Here is a 15562-nt window from a genome sequence, read left to right on the forward strand (position 1 = left end):
TCATGAGCCCGTTTGCGGCTGGTCGTAGTGGAAGTGGAAGATCTTGCCGTTCGGGTCGAGCTCGACTTTCTCGTGCACGCTGCCCTTGGCGAACGTCACGTCGAACTCGTGGATACGCGGCGGATCGTCTTTCGGCGTCACTTCCTTGACCCGCTTGATCGCGCCGAGCGGCCCCAGCGCGTCGGCGGCTTTGCCCAACGAGAGGCGCGACATGTCGGCGGCCGTACCGCTGTTCTCGAGCTTCTGCACCTCGGCGAGATCGTCGTTCTGGACCGCCGCGGTGAAGGCGCGGACCATCTTCTCGTTGCGCGTTTCCGCCGTCGAGCACGCGCGCGCGACCAGCAGCACGATCACCAGCAGCACGACCGGGATCAGCCACGAGCGGCGCGTCGGCGTCGGCCGCAGGCTCATGCCGCGCGGCTGTGCCGGCGGCGGCGGCAGCGACCCGGTGCTCACGCCGTCACCTCGGACGCCGGCTCTTTCGCGCCGAACGGCGCGAAGCGCAAACCGGGATTCCACTGCTCGACCAAGTTGACGCTCCACGCGCTCTCGAACAGCGCGACCGGATCGCCATCCCAATCCTCGACCAGGCGTGCGCTGCTGCCGACCGTCGCGGCGCCGGGGTCACCGCCGCGCACACGCCGCGCGGTCGTGTACGGTAACGACTGGAACACGGTCTTCACGTTGTACTCCGACTCCAAGCGGTACTTGACGACTTCGAACTGCAGCGCACCGACGGCCGCCAGGATCGGCTCGCTGCGCGTCTGCCCATAGGGGTAGAAAACCTGGATCGCTCCCTCCTCGCGGAGCTGTGCGATCCCTTTCTGGAACGACTTGTAGCTCGCCGTGTCGATACTCCGCACCAGCGAGAAATGTTCCGGCTCGAAAGCGGGGATCGGCTCGAAGCGCACGCCGTCGCCTTCGGCGAGCGTGTCGCCGATCGCGAACACGCCCGGATTCGCGAGTCCCACGACGTCGCCGGCATAGGCCACGTCGACCGACTCGCGGTCCGAGGCGAACAGCTTCATGGCGCGGGTCAGCCGCACGTCCTTCCCGCTGCGCACGTTGCGCACGGTCATGTCGCGTTCGAACTTCCCGCTGCACACCCGTAAGAAGGCGACGCGGTCGCGATGGCGCGGATCCATGTTGGCTTGGATCTTGAAGACGAAGCCGCTGAACTTCTCGTCGGTCGGTTCGACCACGTGCTTGGCGACGTCGATCCGCGGCGCCGGCGGCGGCCCCATCTCGACGAACGCGTCCAGGAACAGCTCGACGCCGAAGTTGGTCACCGCGCTGCCGAAAAACACCGGCGTCACGTCGCCGCGCAGCATCGCGTCGCGTTCGAACGCCGCGCCGGCACCTTCGAGCAGCTCGAGCTGGTCGAGGAACTCGCGGTGCGTGCGCTCGTCGACCAGCGCCGCGACGGCCGGATCGGTCGGCGCGCTGGTCGTCACCGGCGCGCGCTTGGCGCCGTGCTCGGTACGCTCGAACAGGTGCACCGCGCCCGAGCGGCGGTCGTAGACGCCGCGGAACGTCTCGCCGTTGCCCAGCGGCCAGACCATCGGGTACGCGCCGATGCCCAGCACCGTCTCGAGCTCGTCGAGCAGCTCGAGCGGATCGCGCGCCGGCCGGTCCATCTTGTTGATGAAGGTGAACAGCGGAATGCGCCGCGCGCGGCAGATCGCGAACAGCTTGCGGGTCTGCGGCTCGACGCCTTTGGCGGCGTCGATCAGCATCACCGCGGCGTCCGCGGCCAGCAGCGTGCGATAGGTGTCCTCACCGAAGTCCTGGTGGCCCGGCGTGTCCAGCAGGTTCATCGTGTGCCCGTGGTACGGGAACTGCAGGACCGTCGAGGTGATCGAGATGCCGCGCTCGCGCTCGAGCTCCATCCAGTCGGAGGTGGCCGCGCGCGCGCGCCGGCGGGCCGCCACCTGGCCGGCCGTGACGATCGCCCCACCGTACAGCAGCAGCTTCTCGGTCAACGTCGTCTTGCCGGCGTCGGGGTGCGAGATGATGGCGAACGTGCGGCGCTTGGCGACTTCCTCGCGCAAATCCATGACCGGTCGCTATTCGCCGGCTGCCTGCAGCTTCGCTCCCTTCGCCGACGGCATCCACTCTTCGGGTGGCAGCCCGAACTCGAATTCGGCCTGGCGCATCGCCGCCTCGACCGAGCTGTAGCTGCACTCGCTTTGGACCGCGCCGGCTTCGTCGAGGTAGAGGAGGTAGTACGTCGCCTCGCCGTCGGCGCAGGCGATCGCCAGCGTGTGCGCGACCGGCAGCGGGACCGCCCCCGAGCGGTGGACCGTCCGGGGCGTGAGGTGCGCGCGGGACCGCTCGGCCTCGCTCAGCCGGATCCGGAACAGGACGGGGACCTCGGCGATGCGGTCCTCGACGATGGGCAGCTCGACCACCGGGGCCGGCTTGGGCATCCCCTTGCCCCACTCGGCCAGCACGTAGCGCGCCGTCAGCGAGCGGTTCGCGGCCTCGCGCAGGATCGCTTCGGCCTCTTTGTTGCGGTAGGGCAGCAGCGCCGCGGCAGCGTCGACCCGGACCCGGTCGTCGGGATCACCGAGCAGGCGGGTGAACGCGACGATACCGCGCTCGCCTTGCGAGAAGACGCGCATGTGCAGCAGCTCGAGCACCCCGAACAGCGCGTTCGCTTCCTGCGGCGTCTGCGCCGCGTGGCGCCGCATGTCGACCTGTCGCCATTCGTAGATGAGCTTGTCGAGATCCATCCTGCACTTTCAGTATCGGCGGACCTGTGCGTTTCCCGCGTGCTCGTACACGAGCACCAAGCCTTTGGGCGTGCGATAGAGACGCGCGGACGGCGGAACGCGCAGCCGGTCTTGGCCGCGCTCTACCCACAGATCGTCGGCGCGGACGTGAATCGTGCACGGCCCGCGACGCAGGATCGTCCCGGCCGCGATGCGCTCGCGCGCCGGCGGAATATCGGCCGCCAGCGCCGCGGCGTCGCCCTCGACCGACGACTGCTGGTCGAAGCAGTCGGGCAGCGCACTGAGCACCCAGCCGCCTTCGCCGACGAACGGCCGCGGTGGGGCGCTCGGCCCGCGCACGCCGCCTTCGAGCCCCGGTACCGGGGTGGTGGCCGCGTGCACCGGCGCCGTCGTCGTCGACGACCGCGCCGACGACGCCGCGACGCCGGCCAGGTGCACGCCCCACAGCACCGAGCCGGCGCCCAGCACCAGGAGCGTTGCGATGAGGTAGTAGCGCCACATGGCGCGATCGAACATCGGCGACGCGCGCCGCGGCGGCTAGGCCGCGGAATCCTCGGCGTTCGCGAACGGCGGCGCCAGCTCGAGCCGCGCGCGGCCGATGCGTGCGTCGGCCATCCCGTAGAAGAACTCGAACGCGCGCTCGCCGAGCACGTCGATGGCGGTCGGGAAGACGACGTTGCTGACGATGCCGTGCGTCTCCTCGAGCCCTTCCGGACGCATGACCGCCGAACGCGAATGGTAGCGCACGATGTGCGGCCGCTCGCTGTCGTGAACGGCGAAACCGGCGCTGTAGATCATCGAGTAGCGGCCTTCGCTGGTCGGGATCGCTTCGACGCCGTGATAGAGCGAGAACCAGCCTTCGGCGATGCGCACCGGCGGCGTGCCACCGCCGGTCTTGACCTGGCACCACGGCGCGTCGGGCGTGAGCACGACCGCGCTCTCGCTGACCTCGAGCAGCTTCGCGCGATCGCGCAGCGCCGGCTCGAGCGGGATGTAGCCGATGCGCACGCATTCGCGCTCTTCGGGACGCAGCTCGAGCAGCATCGGGATCGCGCTGCGGCCGTCCACGGTCGAGAGCCGCAGCATCGGCCGGTGGTAGAGCGCGAGCGAACGGACGCCGCTGGGCGAGAGGACCGGCTCGGGAAAGAAGACGCCGTCCTTGTCGTCGCCCTGCGGCAGGCCCGGCGCGAACGTCAGCTGCCCCAGCCGTTTCCAGGCGTAGCCGTCGTCGGAGAGCGCCAGCGTGATGCGCGGGCCGTGAGGTCCGAACGCCGTGTACACCATCACGTAGCAGTCGAGCACCGGCACGAACGTCACGCGCGGATCTTCGCAGCCCATCCCGCCCGGCGCCGTACGCAGCTCGTACGGCTCTTCGGGCTGCAGCGCGTAGCCGCGGTTCTCGAACGTCAGCTGGTCGCCATCACGGTGGCCGACGTACAAGCCGACGCGCGAGACGTTGCCGGCGGCGACGACGCGCGGATACAGCAGCAGCGTCCCGTCGCGCGCGGTCGCGCTGGCGGGGTTGAGGACGCCTTCCACCTGTTCGGGGGAACCGTCGGGGCTCAGGACGACGCCCAACCGCGTGATCGTCCCATCGAAGCGCGGCAGCGCGTCGAGCATCATTCTCTGGCCAAACCTACCACGAGCTCGTGTGAAGTGATACCCGCCCGCGCGGCCAACGCATCGACGTCGTCGCCGCCGCCGATCAGCAGTTCGGCGTCGGCTTCCTCGCCGTCCAGGCGCGTCGTGTACTGCATGCCTATCGAGAGAATCGTCCCACTTCCAGCCAGAGTCTTCGGCAATCCGTCCGCATATCCGCAACGCAAGACCGAAACGGAACGATCGCTGCTGACCGCGACGTCGCCGTAGCCGGCCCAACCGATGCTGCCGGGCGGATGATACCGGACCCGCTTGGCGCGGACCCGCAGCGCGCAGCGCGTCGCCACCGGCGCGCCCAGCCGGGCGCCGAACAGCCCGACCCCGATCCGCAGCCGGTCGCCGGCCGGGACGCTGCCGGCCCAGGCCGTGCTGGCGAGGTCCACGCCGATCACCGGGACGCCCGCCTCCACGAAGCAGCGCCGCCCGGCGGCGAAGCCGGCCAGCGTCTCGGCCGCGCGCGCGGTCGAGGTCAGGTGCGTCCAGAGCTCGACCCGCAAGCCCGTCCCGGCCAAGGCGGCGGCGAAGGCCGGCGCGTCGGCGGGGCGGATCGCCGCCCAGCCCGCCGCGTCCAGCAGCCCGACCCGCACGGTCAACGGCCCGCGGACGGCGGCGGCCGCGGCCGCCTCCGCGACCGCTTCGCGCGTCGAGACGTTCGGGATGCCGCCCAGGGCCAGGACGCGATCCAGGGCGCCGCGCGCGGCGTCGGCCAGCAGCCGGATCGGCTTGGACGTCGCGGACCGCAGCGCCGCCAGCTCGTCAGCGTCGGCCACGACGTACGACTCGACCACGTCGTCCAGCTCGCGGGCCAAACGCCGCGCGCCCCAGCCGTAGCCGTCCGCCTTGACGACCGCCGCCACCGGCGCGCCCAGGGCGGCGAACCCCGCGGCGTTGGCGCGCAGCGTCTCGCCGTCCAGGTCGATGTCCGGCCCCATCAGCGCAGGACCGTCGATGCGATCGCCTCGCCCGACGGGGAGACGACCTCGACCCGGGCGCCCGGCCGGTAGGCGATGTTCGGGACGATCCAGATCGTGTAGGTGCGGTACGCGTGCGGGGCCGGCTCGCCCCCGCCCAGCGGGCCGCGCTCGAAGGCGACGATGTGGACCCGGTCCGTGTTGGCCGCGATCGACTCGACGATCTGGGTCCAGCCGGTCTCCTTGTGGGGTCCCATCAGCAGCACGACGGCGAACTCTTTGCGGAAGTCGACCGGGGCGGCGATCTGCAAGGCGTCGAGCGTCCGCTTGTCACGCAGGACGACGACTTCGGCGTTCCCGACCACAGGGGTCGTCCCGGTGCGTTCCTGGTTGACACGCACCTCGCGACAGCCGACGAGAGCGACGGCCAGCACGAGGGCGGCACAGACTCGCCGCATCGGGACCGAGCGTTCGACGGCCCCCAGCGAGGATACCCCGCCGGTACGACGGAAGTCGCACCCATGGTCAGCCTGCTACCGCTCTTGGTGGCAGTCGCCGTCGCATCTGCCGCGACTCCGACGGCCTCCCCCGCGCCCCCCTCGCTCCCGACGCCGCTCACGATCATCGGTACGACGCACACGGGTCCGTGCGCGACCATCGTCAACCACGCGAACGGCGCGATCGGCGCCGCGCTCGACGACGACCGCAGCCTGGCGATTCTCGCGCACAACATGCGCGCGGTCGACCTCGACATGCTCAGCGCGATGCAGCGGCGCAACGCGATCGATGCGATGATGGATCAAGCCGGCGCGATTCGCAAAGAGGCGCGCGCCGCCGACGCCGACATCAAGCAGTTGCGCGCCGCGGCCGAAGCCGCGCACGATCCCGAGCGCAAAGCCGAGCTCAAGGCGTTCGCCGACGCACTCGGCGGTGCGATCGCGCGGCAGGACAAGGCCGCCACCGAGTTCATGGGCAGCGTGACCGTCATGCAAGGTCGCGTCGAGCGCGCCGAGGCGAACGCGATCATGGCCGCCAGCAACCAGCAGCCGCCGGCCCTGAACGCGCAAGAAGCCGTCGATCAGGAGCAGGCGTTCCCGGCCGCGATCGCGCCGCCGCCGCAGGTCGGCCAATACGACCGCTTCTTCGCGCAGCTCTCCGACGGCCTGACCGCGAAGTCGAGCGACATCTTGCGCGACGAGGGCGTCGCGGCCGACCACAGCATCACGGCGACGTCGGGCTGCTGACATGGTGACCGCGGTCTCGCTGCTGATCGTGCTGGCGGCCGGTCCCGCCGCGAGCCCGTCGCCCGCGCCGCCGCTGACCCCGCCGACGCCGTTGACGGTGATCGGCACGACGCACAGCGGCGTCTGCCAAACGATCACCGAGCACGCAAATCACGCGATCCAGTCGGCGCTCGACGGCAACCTGGGCCTCGCCGTTCTGATCCACAACATCCGCGCCACGGACTTCGACAACCTCAACACGCTGCAGCAGATGCAAGCGCAGCAGAGCTGGCTGCGCGCCGCCAGCGACATCCGCGTCCAGGCGCACGCGGTCGACGCCGAGATCAAGCTGCTGCGCGCCGAAGCCAACGCGGCGCCGCCGGACGATCCGCGCAAGAACGACCTGCTGGCCTTCGCCAACGCGCTCGGCGGCGCGCTCGCGCACCAAGACCGGGCGGCCGCGGAGTTCGCGAGCGCGGTCCTGGTCCTGCAGGGACGCGTGGCGCGCGCGGCCGTCGCCGACGAGACCGACCAGAGCGACGCGCACACCGGCAACCTGGTGCGCTACGGTGCGCCGGTCCACAACCGTCCTCCGGCCTCGCCCGACATGGATCCGCCGCCGCCCCAGCCCGGCGAGATGAACAGGATCGACGCCCAGCTGGCCGCCGCGCTCGCCCAGAAGTCCGACGCGATCTTGCACGACGAAGGGCTCGCGGCCGACCACGACCTGGGCATGTTGACGGGGTGCTGACGCACTTAGGTCGTTTCGAGCGCTGGTCGTTCGCGGTACGCTCTCTCTGATGTTCCGGGCCTTTTCGCTCGCAGGCGCCGCTCTGGCGTTCTTGCTCGCCGTCCTGGGCAGCTGGGTTCGCATCAACGGAGCCGGGATGACCTGTCCCGACTGGCCCCTCTGCCACGGTCAACTGATCCCGTCGCTCGCCGGCGGGGTCGTGTTCGAATGGTCGCACCGGCTGGTGGCCTTCGTGGTCGGCTGGGTCGTGCTGGCGACGCTGTACCTGGCCTGGCGCGAGCGTGACCGCATCGCCGGCCTGCGCGCGGCGGTCGCCTTCGTGGCCGGCGTCTTCGTCCTGCAGGTCGCGCTGGGCGGCCTGACCGTCTTCCTCTCCAACAGTCCCTGGTCGGTGGTCGTCCACTGGGCCGCGGCGATGCTGCTGCTGGCGGGCTTGACCGTGCTGGCGATTCTGGCGACCGTCGCGCCGCGGCGCATCGTCGTGCAGCACTCGTTCCTGGGCGGGCTGCTGACGGTCTGCGCGCTGCTGGTGCTGGCGACGATGTGCGCCGGCGCCTACGTCAGCTCGAGCGGCGCCGGCCTCGCGTGTTCGACGCTGCCGCTGTGCGACGGCGGCTCGTTGACCGGCACCGGAGCGGCACAGCACGCGCAGATGGTCCACCGCGTCTTCGCCGGCGCGCTGTTCCTGGTCGCGACGGTGGCCGCGTACCTGGCCGCCGCCACGACGCCGCGCGTGCGCACCGCGACGCTGTTCGCCTACGCGCTGATCGTGCTGCAGGTGATGCTCGGCTTCGCCAACGTCGCCTGGGACCTGCCGATGGTGCTGCGCGAAGCGCACGCCGCCAACGCCAGCGCGACGTTCATCGCGTTCATCACCGCGCTGGGCTTTGCCGCGTTCGACGGCACGGTCCCGGTCCGCGTGCGCGCGCGCACGCCGGTGCGCGCTTCGAGTGCCAACGCGCCGAACGCCGCCGGAGCCGGTCAGTGAGCTCGACGCTCGGTCGCGTCGACGGCGTCGCCAGCGCGGCGGGGTCCAGCGGCGGCTGGCGCGGCCGGGTGCACGACTACTACGAGCTGACCAAGCCGCGCATCATCTACCTGCTGCTGATCACGACCTACGCCGCGATGCTCATGGCCGCGCGCGGTCTGCCGCCGCTCGTGCTCACCCTGTGGACGCTGCTCGGCGGCGCGCTCTCCGCGGCCTCGGCCGGCGCGTTCAACTGCGTGTGGGACCGCGACATCGACCGGCTGATGAACCGCACCAAGACGCGTCCGGTCGCGCGCGGTGCGATCCGCGCTCGCGACGCGCTGATCTTTGCGATCGTGGCGCAAGTCGTCGCCTTCGCGCTGCTCTACCGGTTGGTGAATCCGCTTGCCGCATGGCTTTCGCTGGGCGGCAACGTCTACTACGTCGTGATCTACACGATGTGGCTCAAGCGGATCACGCCGCTCAACATCGTCATCGGCGGTGCGGCCGGCGCGGTGCCGCCGCTGGTCGGCTGGGCCGCGGTGACCAACCATCTCGGCTCGCCGGCGTTCGCCCTGTTCGCGGTCATCTTCTTGTGGACGCCGCCGCACTTCTGGGCCTTGGCGCTGATGACGAACGTCGACTACGACAAGGCCGGCATCCCGATGCTGCCCAACGTCGCCGGCGTCGCGCGCACCAAGCGCGAGATCATCATCTACTCGCTGGTCCTGGTCGGCGTCTCGCTGGCGTTCTTCCCGCTGCACGTGCTCGGGCCGTGCTACGGCGGCTGCGCGCTGATCCTCGGTGCCGTCTTCCTGTGGGACGCATGGAAGGTCTCGGGTGACTCCACCAAGCGGCAGGCGCGCGTCCTGTTCAAGTATTCGCTGCTGTACCTGGCGCTGATGTGCGTCGCGATGGTGGCGGACCGCGTGATCTGATCGTGACCGAGGGCGCGTCGACGGCCGCACGCACGACCGTCGCGGGACACGAGGTCGATCCGGGCACGGTCCCGTTGCTGCTGACGCTCGGCCTGGGCGTCTTCGCCGGGGCGCTCGACTTGGGCGTGCTCTCGCCGGCGCTGCCGGCGCTGGGCGCGCAGTTCGGCGTCGGCCCCAGCGCGCTGGCGTGGGTGTTCACGCTCTACCTGCTCGCCAACGTGGTCGCGATTCCGATCGCCTCGACGCTCGCCGACCGCACCGGCCGGCGCGGCGTCTACATCGCCTGCGTGGCGCTGTTCGGCGCCGGCAGCGTCCTGGCGATCGCGGCGCCGTCGTACGGCGTGTTCTTGTTCGCGCGCGCGATCCAAGCGATGGGCGCGGGCGGAATCTTCCCGGTCGCGACCGCGGCGATCGCCGACCGGGTGCCGGTCGAGCGGCGCGGCGCCGCGCTCGGCTTGGTCGCCGCGACGTGGGGCCTGGCGGCGATCGTCGGCCCGGCGTTCGGCGGCGTCGTCACGCGGTACTTGTCATGGCACTGGGTGTTCGTGCTGAACATACCGCTCGCGATCGCGGTGATCGTGCTGGCGCGCACGCGCGTGCCGGCGACCGCGCCGCGCGTGCGCGGGCCGCTCGACGTCGCCGGTCTGATCACGCTGGCGCTCGGCCTGCTCTCGCTGATGAGCTTGCTCACGCGCCTGTACCGCGTCGGCGGCCGCATCGACACGGCGCTGGCGTGGGCGATGCTCGCCGTCGGCGCGATATCGTTCGCGCTCTTCTTCGCCGTCGAACGGCGCGCGGCGCAGCCGGTGATCCCGCCGGCGTTCTTCCGCGATCGCCAACTGCTGGTGACGTATCTGCTCGAGCTGTTCATCGGCGCGCTCGAAGGCTCGCTCTTCTTCGTCCCCGCGGCGTTGGTCGCCGCCGAACATCTCGGCTACGCCGCGGCCGGCGGTGTCGCCGCGCTGGGCGCCATCTGCTTCGTCGTGGTCATCCCGCTCTCGGGCCGCGCGCTCGACGTCGTCGGCAGCCGCGCCGTGCTCGCGGTCGGCACCACGCTCACCGCCGTCGGCTTGGGGATCTTCGCGTTCGGCTTCGCGCACCTGTGGCTGGCGCTGTTGGCGATGGTCGTCGCCGGTCTGGGTTTCGGCTCGCTGCTCGGCGCGCCGACCCGCTACATCATCACCAGCCGCGTCGGTGCCGACCGGCGCGCGTCGGCCGTCGGGCTGCTCTCGATCGTGCTGATCATCGGCCAGATCATCGGCGGCTCGCTGGGCGGCGGCGTCGCCAGCTCGCACGGCTCCGACGTCGCCGGCTACCGCATCGCCTACCTCGTCTTCACGGCCGTCGCCGTCGCCGCGACGCTGCTCACGTTCGCGCTCGCCTCCCACGCCGCCGAACGCGCGGCTCAGACGACGAGAGCGACAGGGTAGGGGACTGATTCTGCCCAACGTTTTCGCCCTGGCTTTGTAACCGCAAAGCGAGTTTTTGGCCTTCGCTTCCGGGGTGAACGATGGTGAAGAACGCGGCTCCACGGGCGGCAACGTATGCCAAGAGCGCAGGGCGCTTTCTCTTCGTCGCCCTCGTCACTTCGGCTGCGCTCTATTTCGTCGAGCAGAGCATCGGGTTGGCTGCCAAGGCCCTCGTGTCTCTCGACGTCCTCCTCGGCGTTGGGAGCGCGGGTCTGATCGAAGTGATGCTCCGTCGGTACGGCGGGCGCAAGTCGCCGTGAAGGCCGCAATAACAGGAATACTCCTCGCGGTCGCTCTGGTTCTCTCTGCGCAGATGGCTTGGAGCGCCGCGATGGTGGTTTCCGGCGTCGTGCGTTACCCGTCAGGAGCCCCCGTTGCTGGCGCTATCGTCTCGCTCCAACTCGTCAATGGAGGCCTCGTGACCAGGACCGACGCGAGCGGTCACTTCTTGGTTCAGGTCGATCCCGCGCAAGTTACGAGCCTTACCATCTCGAGGGAAGGGTTCACGGTGCAGACCCTCAGCGGCAACGCGTTCCGGGCCGCCCTGGTCGGTCCACTCGGTCTGGTCGTAGTACTCGGGGCTCGGCCCTTTTCGGCGCCATCGGCGACGCGGCCACCAACGACCGCGGGAGCCGTGGGACCGAAGCCGCCTATCCAGGATTCACTCTTTGGATTCTTCACGCGCGCGACGTCGATTGCACGGCGACCGTACTACGGCCGGTACACCTATGTGCTGTTCCCGAGACAAGACCGGCGATCGACTGTCTTTCTCGGGCGAATCGTGGCGCGGTTCCGACAATCGAACCAGCCGATATCCGGGGCTCCGCCGGGGCTTGTGAATACGCGGGCCTACAACCTCTTTGTCCTTCCGGCACGGCCGGCGATCGAGACACTGCACTTGAGCGTGCTCGAGTCGCTAGATGCGACGGGATTCGCGCACACGGTTGCTCTCTTCTACGATACGACGACGGCAACCAATTTACTAGACTCGTATTGCGCGAAGTCTAGTCGCCCCTCACAACGAGCTTGCTGGGCACCTCGTGGACGCGGACCGTTCCTTCTCATCGCGCTCAGGCCGTTCAAGCATTGGAGTGCCGTCGACTCGGCGGCAACCGTCATACCGTGCGATCTCTCGGATATCGACGAGCACGACTTCGACACCGTAATCGATGTCATACAGAGGGCGTACAATACTGCGCTTCCCCCGGATCAGGACCTGCCGATGCCGGTCTTGCTGACCAGGCTGTCGCCGGTTCTCTACAAGATCTCCGGGTCTCTCGATGCCGTCGGGCCAACACTTTTCGCATTCATCGACAAATTGAAACCCTAGTCGGGAACGAAGCGGGGGTCGGCGCCGGGCGGGAAGACGACGTAGACGCGCTTCCAGGGTTGGTCGTCGATGAGACGCCATTCGTGGCCGGTGCCGTCGACGTCGAGGGCAACGAGGACGTCGCCGGGACGGATGACGCACGTCTCGCCGGTTTTCGTGGTGAATTCGAGCGTGCCGCTGAGCGTGACGACGTATTGGCGGTGCGGCGCGTTGTGCCAGTCCAGCGACGCGTGCGCCGGCGTCTCGCGAAAGAGGACGGAGACGGCGTCGACCATCGTGTAGTCGGCGATCGCGCCGCGCTCGACGTGTGAGTTGCCGTCGGCCCCGGTCGTGAGCCGGTACGCACGGATCATGCGTGCGTCTTACGCGTTCTCGACGAAAACCTTGCGGCCAGCCGGCACAGCAGGTAGACGAACGCGGCGGCGACCACCAGCACGACGGCGAGATCCCCCAAGCCGCCGAAACGCGCGAGCGTGTCGCCGCTGTGGCCGTCGAGAGCGTCGATTTGCGCCAACAGCTCGTCGGGCGTCCACGCGGTGCCGCCGCGCATGGCGACGATCGTGCCGGTGCGATCGATCGTGACGGTGTTCTCCGCGTGGATGATGCCGACGGCCGGGTCCGGGATGGCCGTGATGCCGAAGCGCGCGGCGAAATCGAGCGTCGGATCAGCGTCGCCGACGACCAGCGTCCAGCGGCGCGGGTCTTGGCCGAAGATCCGGCCGTAGCGGCGCAACACGGGCGGCCGGTCGTAGGCGGGATCGAGCGAGACCTCGACCAGCCGCAACGGACGGTTTCCCGCACTGTCCTGGAGGCGGCGGAACTTCGCGCTGATCAGCGGGCACATGCGCGCGTCCCGGCAACGCGTGTAGACGAAGGCCAGGACGACGTTCCGGCCGCGCAGCGACGAGAAGCGGAACGGCCGTCCCTCTTGATCGACGAAGGAAGGGACGTCGGGAACGCGGTCGCCGACGCGCAGCGGCGTCACGTGGCGCGGCGGTGAGCTGCCCGTATCGGTCAGCGGCTCGGTCGCCGTGCTGACCACGTTGCGCAGGGTCCACGGGTGGGTCCGGGTGTCGACCTCGGCGTCGATGGTGGCGCCGGCTTGCAGTTGTGCGGCCCGCGCGCGGGGAACGATACGGAACGGCATCGTCATCGCCGGCATCGATCCGAACGCGTCATGGCGAACGACGGCCGTCCCGTCTTTCGCGCTGACCGCGAGGACGACGCCGTGCAGGCGAGCGGCCGCGCCGGCCGTCCCTGGGATCACCCACATGATCGACACGAGCAGCATCATCCACGGGATCAAACCGAGCCGGCTCAGCGCCGACGATCGTGCGCGCACGCTCATTCGCCGCCCGTGGACGCGCAGCGAACGCGCGGTCGTGCTGTGGGGGTTCTTCGGCCGGCTGGCCATCGCGATCGAACCGCTGCTCTGTGGGCTGGTGTTCGCCGCGATCACCATCGGTGTGTTCATGGCGCCGCGGCTTTCGCCCAGATGGGTCAATCCCGACATCGTCATCATCGCCCCGGTCTTCGGCTTGGGCGTCATCGGCTGCGCGGTCTGGGCGCTCGGCGTCATGTTGGCGCCGGCGCGCGCGCTGCTCCACACGATGCGGCCGATCTACCGGGTCGACGGGTACATTCGCTATCGCCCGCGCGACGCCCACTCGGCCGCGAGCGAGAACGGCTACGTCGCGGTGCTCACCGAGGCGAGTGTGGTCGCCTGCGAGTGGCCGACGCTCGGCCCCGCCGAGCTGCCCTCGCTCAGCCGCCCGGCGCTGTGCGAGTTCTCCGAGTACGGCGGCGTTCACACCGTCGACGGCCGCCCGACCGGCGTGTTGCCGCGTCGTATCCCCGCGCTGGGCGTCGGCATCTCGCCGCGCAAGAGGGAGATCGTCTGATGTACATCTCGGTCATCACGCTCTACGTCGGCGACGTCGAACGCGCGATCGCGTTCTACACCGAGAAGCTCGGCTGGACCAAGACGATGGACGCCGCGATGGGCCCGGACATGCGCTGGGTGACGGTCGCGCCGCCCGGCGAGAAGACGCAGTTCACGCTGTTCCTCGATGCCGACGAACCCCGCGACGAGGGCAAGGTCATCATCGAGGTCGAGGACGTCGAAAAAACCGCCGCGCAGCTCACGCAGCGCGGCGTCGAGATCACGACTCCGCCGCGGCAAGAGCCGTGGGGCGGATGGGCGATGTTCAAGGACTCCGAGGGCAACCTCCTCGGGCTGCACTCGCCGCCGAGAGGCTAACCGAGCTTCAGGTTCAGCGTGTTGCTGGCCGGCCACAAGTGGCCGTAGCCGGACGTCGAGAGCACCATCGCGGCGACGGCGAAGATCAGGATGACACCGCACACGCCGGCCCAGATCACGAGCGACGGAATGCCGCTCGAGATCGGGACGCCGCGGTCGTCGGTTGGATCGTGCATGCGCTAGACTCCCGTGCTCGGCGTCGACGGCGAGACGTGCGGCAGAATGCCCAGACACGCCAGGATGACCAAACAGCAGCCGAAGGCCATCAGCCCCAGCAGCAGCTTGGTGACGATGTCGTCGAGCCCCATCTTCGGCCACTCACCCCGCAACCCGACGATCGCGAAGATGAACACCACAACGGCGCCGATCGCAGCGACGATCTTCTCTGTTCCCGCTAATGCGTCCATCTAACGGCGCTCCATTGAACGGTTCGACATGGCGCTATGCTGCTGCGCTCGCTCCATCACCGGTATCTCTTTCATCACCACAGATAAAACAGGAAGAACAGTGCGACCCAGATGACGTCGACGAAGTGCCAGTACAGGGTGCCGGCGGTGAGGCCGAAGTAGCGGTCCGTCGTGTAGACGCTGCGGCTGGTCTGCCACCACAGAACGATCAGGTAGCACACGCCCACGAAGACGTGGAAGCCGTGCATCCCGGTCAACGTGAAGAACGAGGCGCCGAAGATCGAGCCGCTCCAGCCGCCGATCTTGGCGTGCATGTACTCGTAGCCCTGACCGGCGAGGAAGCCCGCACCGAGCACGATCGTCAGCCCCATGAAGAGGTTGAACATCCCGCGCTTGGCGTGCCGCCAGCCCTCCATCGCGAAGTGCATCGTCACACCGGACCCGAACAGCACGACGGAGTTGAAGCAGGCGAACGCGACGTCGAGGCGCGGCAGCTGCTTGCCGTCCATGATCGGCGGCCATACCGGCGACACCGTCGTGCGCAGGTAGATGTACGCGAAGATGAACGACGAGAACAGGATGACGTCGGCGCACAGAAAGAGGACGAAGCCCAACAGACGCATGTCGCGCGTCTCGTTGTAGATCACCGTATCGTGGTGATCGTCGACCTCTCCGTGGCCGAGGTGGTAGCCTTGTTTGGCGACGGACACCGCCATGACGTGTTTCGTCGCCTCCTTAGTGAGTGGGAACCGGATGGGATTCCGCGGTCGGCGTCGCCTCGACGGCTCCCGGCGCCGCGTCGAGCCCGATGTACGGGAGCGGGTTGCCGAAGTCGTACGGAGCGGCCAGCACGGCCGGGATCTTCTTGTAGTTGTAGTACGGCGGCGGCGAGGAGATCATCCACTCCAGCGT

At 69.3% G+C, this 15562-nt stretch carries 21 protein-coding genes; 9 read left to right on the forward strand and 12 right to left on the reverse strand.

What is annotated here, in order from left to right; translation table 11 throughout:
- Genes VMD91_01215 through VMD91_01245 form a run of 7 tightly spaced genes read right to left on the reverse strand, consistent with a single transcriptional unit; the run spans nucleotide 1 to nucleotide 5763 of the window.
- Nucleotides 1-456, reverse strand: coding sequence for a hypothetical protein (locus VMD91_01215; GenBank protein ID HTW82667.1), 456 nt, complete (start codon nucleotides 454-456; stop codon nucleotides 1-3).
- Nucleotides 453-2057: a peptide chain release factor 3 gene (locus VMD91_01220; GenBank protein HTW82668.1), complete on the reverse strand. Its 1605-nt coding sequence runs from the start codon at nucleotides 2055-2057 to the stop codon at nucleotides 453-455. The genes VMD91_01215 and VMD91_01220 overlap by 4 nt, the downstream gene beginning before the upstream one ends.
- 9 nt (nucleotides 2058-2066) lie before the next feature.
- A complete protein-coding gene (locus VMD91_01225) occupies nucleotides 2067-2735 on the reverse strand; it encodes a hypothetical protein (GenBank protein ID HTW82669.1) in 669 nt (222 codons plus the stop codon).
- A gap of 9 nt (nucleotides 2736-2744) precedes the next feature.
- Entirely contained in the window at nucleotides 2745-3251 is a 507-nt protein-coding gene (locus tag VMD91_01230; protein ID HTW82670.1) for a hypothetical protein, read from the reverse strand.
- A gap of 21 nt (nucleotides 3252-3272) precedes the next feature.
- The gene (locus VMD91_01235) at nucleotides 3273-4355 is read right to left on the reverse strand and encodes a hypothetical protein (protein HTW82671.1); all 1083 of its coding nucleotides are present in this window, start codon (nucleotides 4353-4355) and stop codon (nucleotides 3273-3275) included.
- Complete coding sequence (locus VMD91_01240; GenBank protein HTW82672.1) at nucleotides 4355-5326, reverse strand: alanine racemase; 972 nt, start codon at nucleotides 5324-5326, stop codon at nucleotides 4355-4357. Before VMD91_01240 ends, VMD91_01235 begins: the two co-directional genes overlap by 1 nt.
- Complete coding sequence (locus tag VMD91_01245) at nucleotides 5326-5763, reverse strand: hypothetical protein (GenBank protein ID HTW82673.1); 438 nt, start codon at nucleotides 5761-5763, stop codon at nucleotides 5326-5328. The genes VMD91_01240 and VMD91_01245 overlap by 1 nt, the downstream gene beginning before the upstream one ends.
- 63 nt (nucleotides 5764-5826) lie before the next feature.
- Here VMD91_01245 and VMD91_01250 point away from each other — a divergent pair, with 63 nt between their 5' ends.
- The 7 genes from VMD91_01250 to VMD91_01280 all read left to right on the forward strand — a co-directional run bounded on the left by VMD91_01250 (nucleotide 5827) and on the right by VMD91_01280 (nucleotide 11983).
- Nucleotides 5827-6549, forward strand: a complete 723-nt coding sequence (locus tag VMD91_01250) for a hypothetical protein (GenBank protein ID HTW82674.1) — start codon at nucleotides 5827-5829, stop codon at nucleotides 6547-6549.
- 4 nt (nucleotides 6550-6553) lie between these two features.
- Complete coding sequence (locus VMD91_01255) at nucleotides 6554-7279, forward strand: hypothetical protein (protein ID HTW82675.1); 726 nt, start codon at nucleotides 6554-6556, stop codon at nucleotides 7277-7279.
- 49 nt (nucleotides 7280-7328) lie between these two features.
- The gene (locus VMD91_01260) at nucleotides 7329-8267 is read left to right on the forward strand and encodes a COX15/CtaA family protein (protein ID HTW82676.1); all 939 of its coding nucleotides are present in this window, start codon (nucleotides 7329-7331) and stop codon (nucleotides 8265-8267) included.
- Nucleotides 8264-9184, forward strand: coding sequence for a heme o synthase (locus tag VMD91_01265; protein ID HTW82677.1), 921 nt, complete (start codon nucleotides 8264-8266; stop codon nucleotides 9182-9184). Before VMD91_01260 ends, VMD91_01265 begins: the two co-directional genes overlap by 4 nt.
- Nucleotides 9151-10614: an MFS transporter gene (locus VMD91_01270; protein ID HTW82678.1), complete on the forward strand. Its 1464-nt coding sequence runs from the start codon at nucleotides 9151-9153 to the stop codon at nucleotides 10612-10614. The genes VMD91_01265 and VMD91_01270 overlap by 34 nt, the downstream gene beginning before the upstream one ends.
- 80 nt (nucleotides 10615-10694) lie before the next feature.
- Nucleotides 10695-10913, forward strand: coding sequence for a hypothetical protein (locus VMD91_01275; GenBank protein ID HTW82679.1), 219 nt, complete (start codon nucleotides 10695-10697; stop codon nucleotides 10911-10913).
- Nucleotides 10910-11983, forward strand: a complete 1074-nt coding sequence (locus VMD91_01280; GenBank protein ID HTW82680.1) for a carboxypeptidase-like regulatory domain-containing protein — start codon at nucleotides 10910-10912, stop codon at nucleotides 11981-11983. Before VMD91_01275 ends, VMD91_01280 begins: the two co-directional genes overlap by 4 nt.
- On the opposite strand, the gene VMD91_01285 is transcribed toward VMD91_01280, so the two are convergent.
- Together VMD91_01285 and VMD91_01290 are read right to left on the reverse strand one after the other, a co-directional pair.
- Nucleotides 11980-12336: a hypothetical protein gene (locus tag VMD91_01285; GenBank protein HTW82681.1), complete on the reverse strand. Its 357-nt coding sequence runs from the start codon at nucleotides 12334-12336 to the stop codon at nucleotides 11980-11982. The two genes, VMD91_01280 and VMD91_01285, sit on opposite strands and share 4 nt — an antisense overlap.
- On the reverse strand, nucleotides 12333-13277 hold the full coding sequence (locus VMD91_01290) for an SCO family protein (protein HTW82682.1): 945 nt from the start codon (nucleotides 13275-13277) through the stop codon (nucleotides 12333-12335). The genes VMD91_01285 and VMD91_01290 overlap by 4 nt, the downstream gene beginning before the upstream one ends.
- On the opposite strand from VMD91_01290, the gene VMD91_01295 reads away from it, so the two are divergent.
- Nucleotides 13255-13884, forward strand: coding sequence for a hypothetical protein (locus VMD91_01295; GenBank protein ID HTW82683.1), 630 nt, complete (start codon nucleotides 13255-13257; stop codon nucleotides 13882-13884). The genes VMD91_01290 and VMD91_01295 overlap by 23 nt on opposite strands.
- Complete coding sequence (locus tag VMD91_01300) at nucleotides 13884-14243, forward strand: VOC family protein (GenBank protein ID HTW82684.1); 360 nt, start codon at nucleotides 13884-13886, stop codon at nucleotides 14241-14243. Before VMD91_01295 ends, VMD91_01300 begins: the two co-directional genes overlap by 1 nt.
- On the opposite strand, the gene VMD91_01305 is transcribed toward VMD91_01300, so the two are convergent.
- The 3 genes from VMD91_01305 to VMD91_01315 form a co-directional block, all read right to left on the reverse strand.
- Nucleotides 14240-14419, reverse strand: a complete 180-nt coding sequence (locus tag VMD91_01305) for a hypothetical protein (GenBank protein HTW82685.1) — start codon at nucleotides 14417-14419, stop codon at nucleotides 14240-14242. The two genes, VMD91_01300 and VMD91_01305, sit on opposite strands and share 4 nt — an antisense overlap.
- Before the next feature lie 3 nt (nucleotides 14420-14422).
- Complete coding sequence (locus VMD91_01310; GenBank protein ID HTW82686.1) at nucleotides 14423-14650, reverse strand: hypothetical protein; 228 nt, start codon at nucleotides 14648-14650, stop codon at nucleotides 14423-14425.
- Between the two features lie 74 nt (nucleotides 14651-14724).
- Nucleotides 14725-15366 carry a cytochrome c oxidase subunit 3 gene (locus VMD91_01315; GenBank protein HTW82687.1) on the reverse strand — a complete coding sequence of 214 codons (642 nt, stop codon included), beginning with the start codon at nucleotides 15364-15366 and terminating at the stop codon, nucleotides 14725-14727.
- Between the last annotated feature and the right edge of the window lie 196 nt (nucleotides 15367-15562).

The organism is Candidatus Sulfotelmatobacter sp. (assembly GCA_035504415.1).
Classification (GTDB): domain Bacteria; phylum Vulcanimicrobiota; class Vulcanimicrobiia; order Vulcanimicrobiales; family Vulcanimicrobiaceae; genus Vulcanimicrobium.

Bases quoted from the DNA above. Each gene is read 5' to 3' on its own strand.
- VMD91_01220 (HTW82668.1), bottom strand. From the start codon at position 2,057: ATGGATTTGCGCGAGGAAGTCGCCAAGCGCCGCACGTTCGCCATCATC.
- VMD91_01225 (HTW82669.1), bottom strand. From the start codon at position 2,735: ATGGATCTCGACAAGCTCATCTACGAATGGCGACAGGTCGACATGCGG.
- VMD91_01230 (HTW82670.1), bottom strand. From the start codon at position 3,251: ATGTTCGATCGCGCCATGTGGCGCTACTACCTCATCGCAACGCTCCTG.
- VMD91_01235 (HTW82671.1), bottom strand. From the start codon at position 4,355: ATGCTCGACGCGCTGCCGCGCTTCGATGGGACGATCACGCGGTTGGGC.
- VMD91_01240 (HTW82672.1), bottom strand. From the start codon at position 5,326: ATGGGGCCGGACATCGACCTGGACGGCGAGACGCTGCGCGCCAACGCC.
- VMD91_01245 (HTW82673.1), bottom strand. From the start codon at position 5,763: ATGCGGCGAGTCTGTGCCGCCCTCGTGCTGGCCGTCGCTCTCGTCGGC.
- VMD91_01250 (HTW82674.1), top strand. From the start codon at position 5,827: ATGGTCAGCCTGCTACCGCTCTTGGTGGCAGTCGCCGTCGCATCTGCC.
- VMD91_01260 (HTW82676.1), top strand. From the start codon at position 7,329: ATGTTCCGGGCCTTTTCGCTCGCAGGCGCCGCTCTGGCGTTCTTGCTC.
- VMD91_01275 (HTW82679.1), top strand. From the start codon at position 10,695: ATGGTGAAGAACGCGGCTCCACGGGCGGCAACGTATGCCAAGAGCGCA.
- VMD91_01285 (HTW82681.1), bottom strand. From the start codon at position 12,336: ATGATCCGTGCGTACCGGCTCACGACCGGGGCCGACGGCAACTCACAC.
- VMD91_01295 (HTW82683.1), top strand. From the start codon at position 13,255: ATGATCGACACGAGCAGCATCATCCACGGGATCAAACCGAGCCGGCTC.
- VMD91_01290 (HTW82682.1), bottom strand. From the start codon at position 13,277: ATGATGCTGCTCGTGTCGATCATGTGGGTGATCCCAGGGACGGCCGGC.
- VMD91_01300 (HTW82684.1), top strand. From the start codon at position 13,884: ATGTACATCTCGGTCATCACGCTCTACGTCGGCGACGTCGAACGCGCG.
- VMD91_01305 (HTW82685.1), bottom strand. From the start codon at position 14,419: ATGCACGATCCAACCGACGACCGCGGCGTCCCGATCTCGAGCGGCATT.
- VMD91_01310 (HTW82686.1), bottom strand. From the start codon at position 14,650: ATGGACGCATTAGCGGGAACAGAGAAGATCGTCGCTGCGATCGGCGCC.
- VMD91_01315 (HTW82687.1), bottom strand. From the start codon at position 15,366: ATGGCGGTGTCCGTCGCCAAACAAGGCTACCACCTCGGCCACGGAGAG.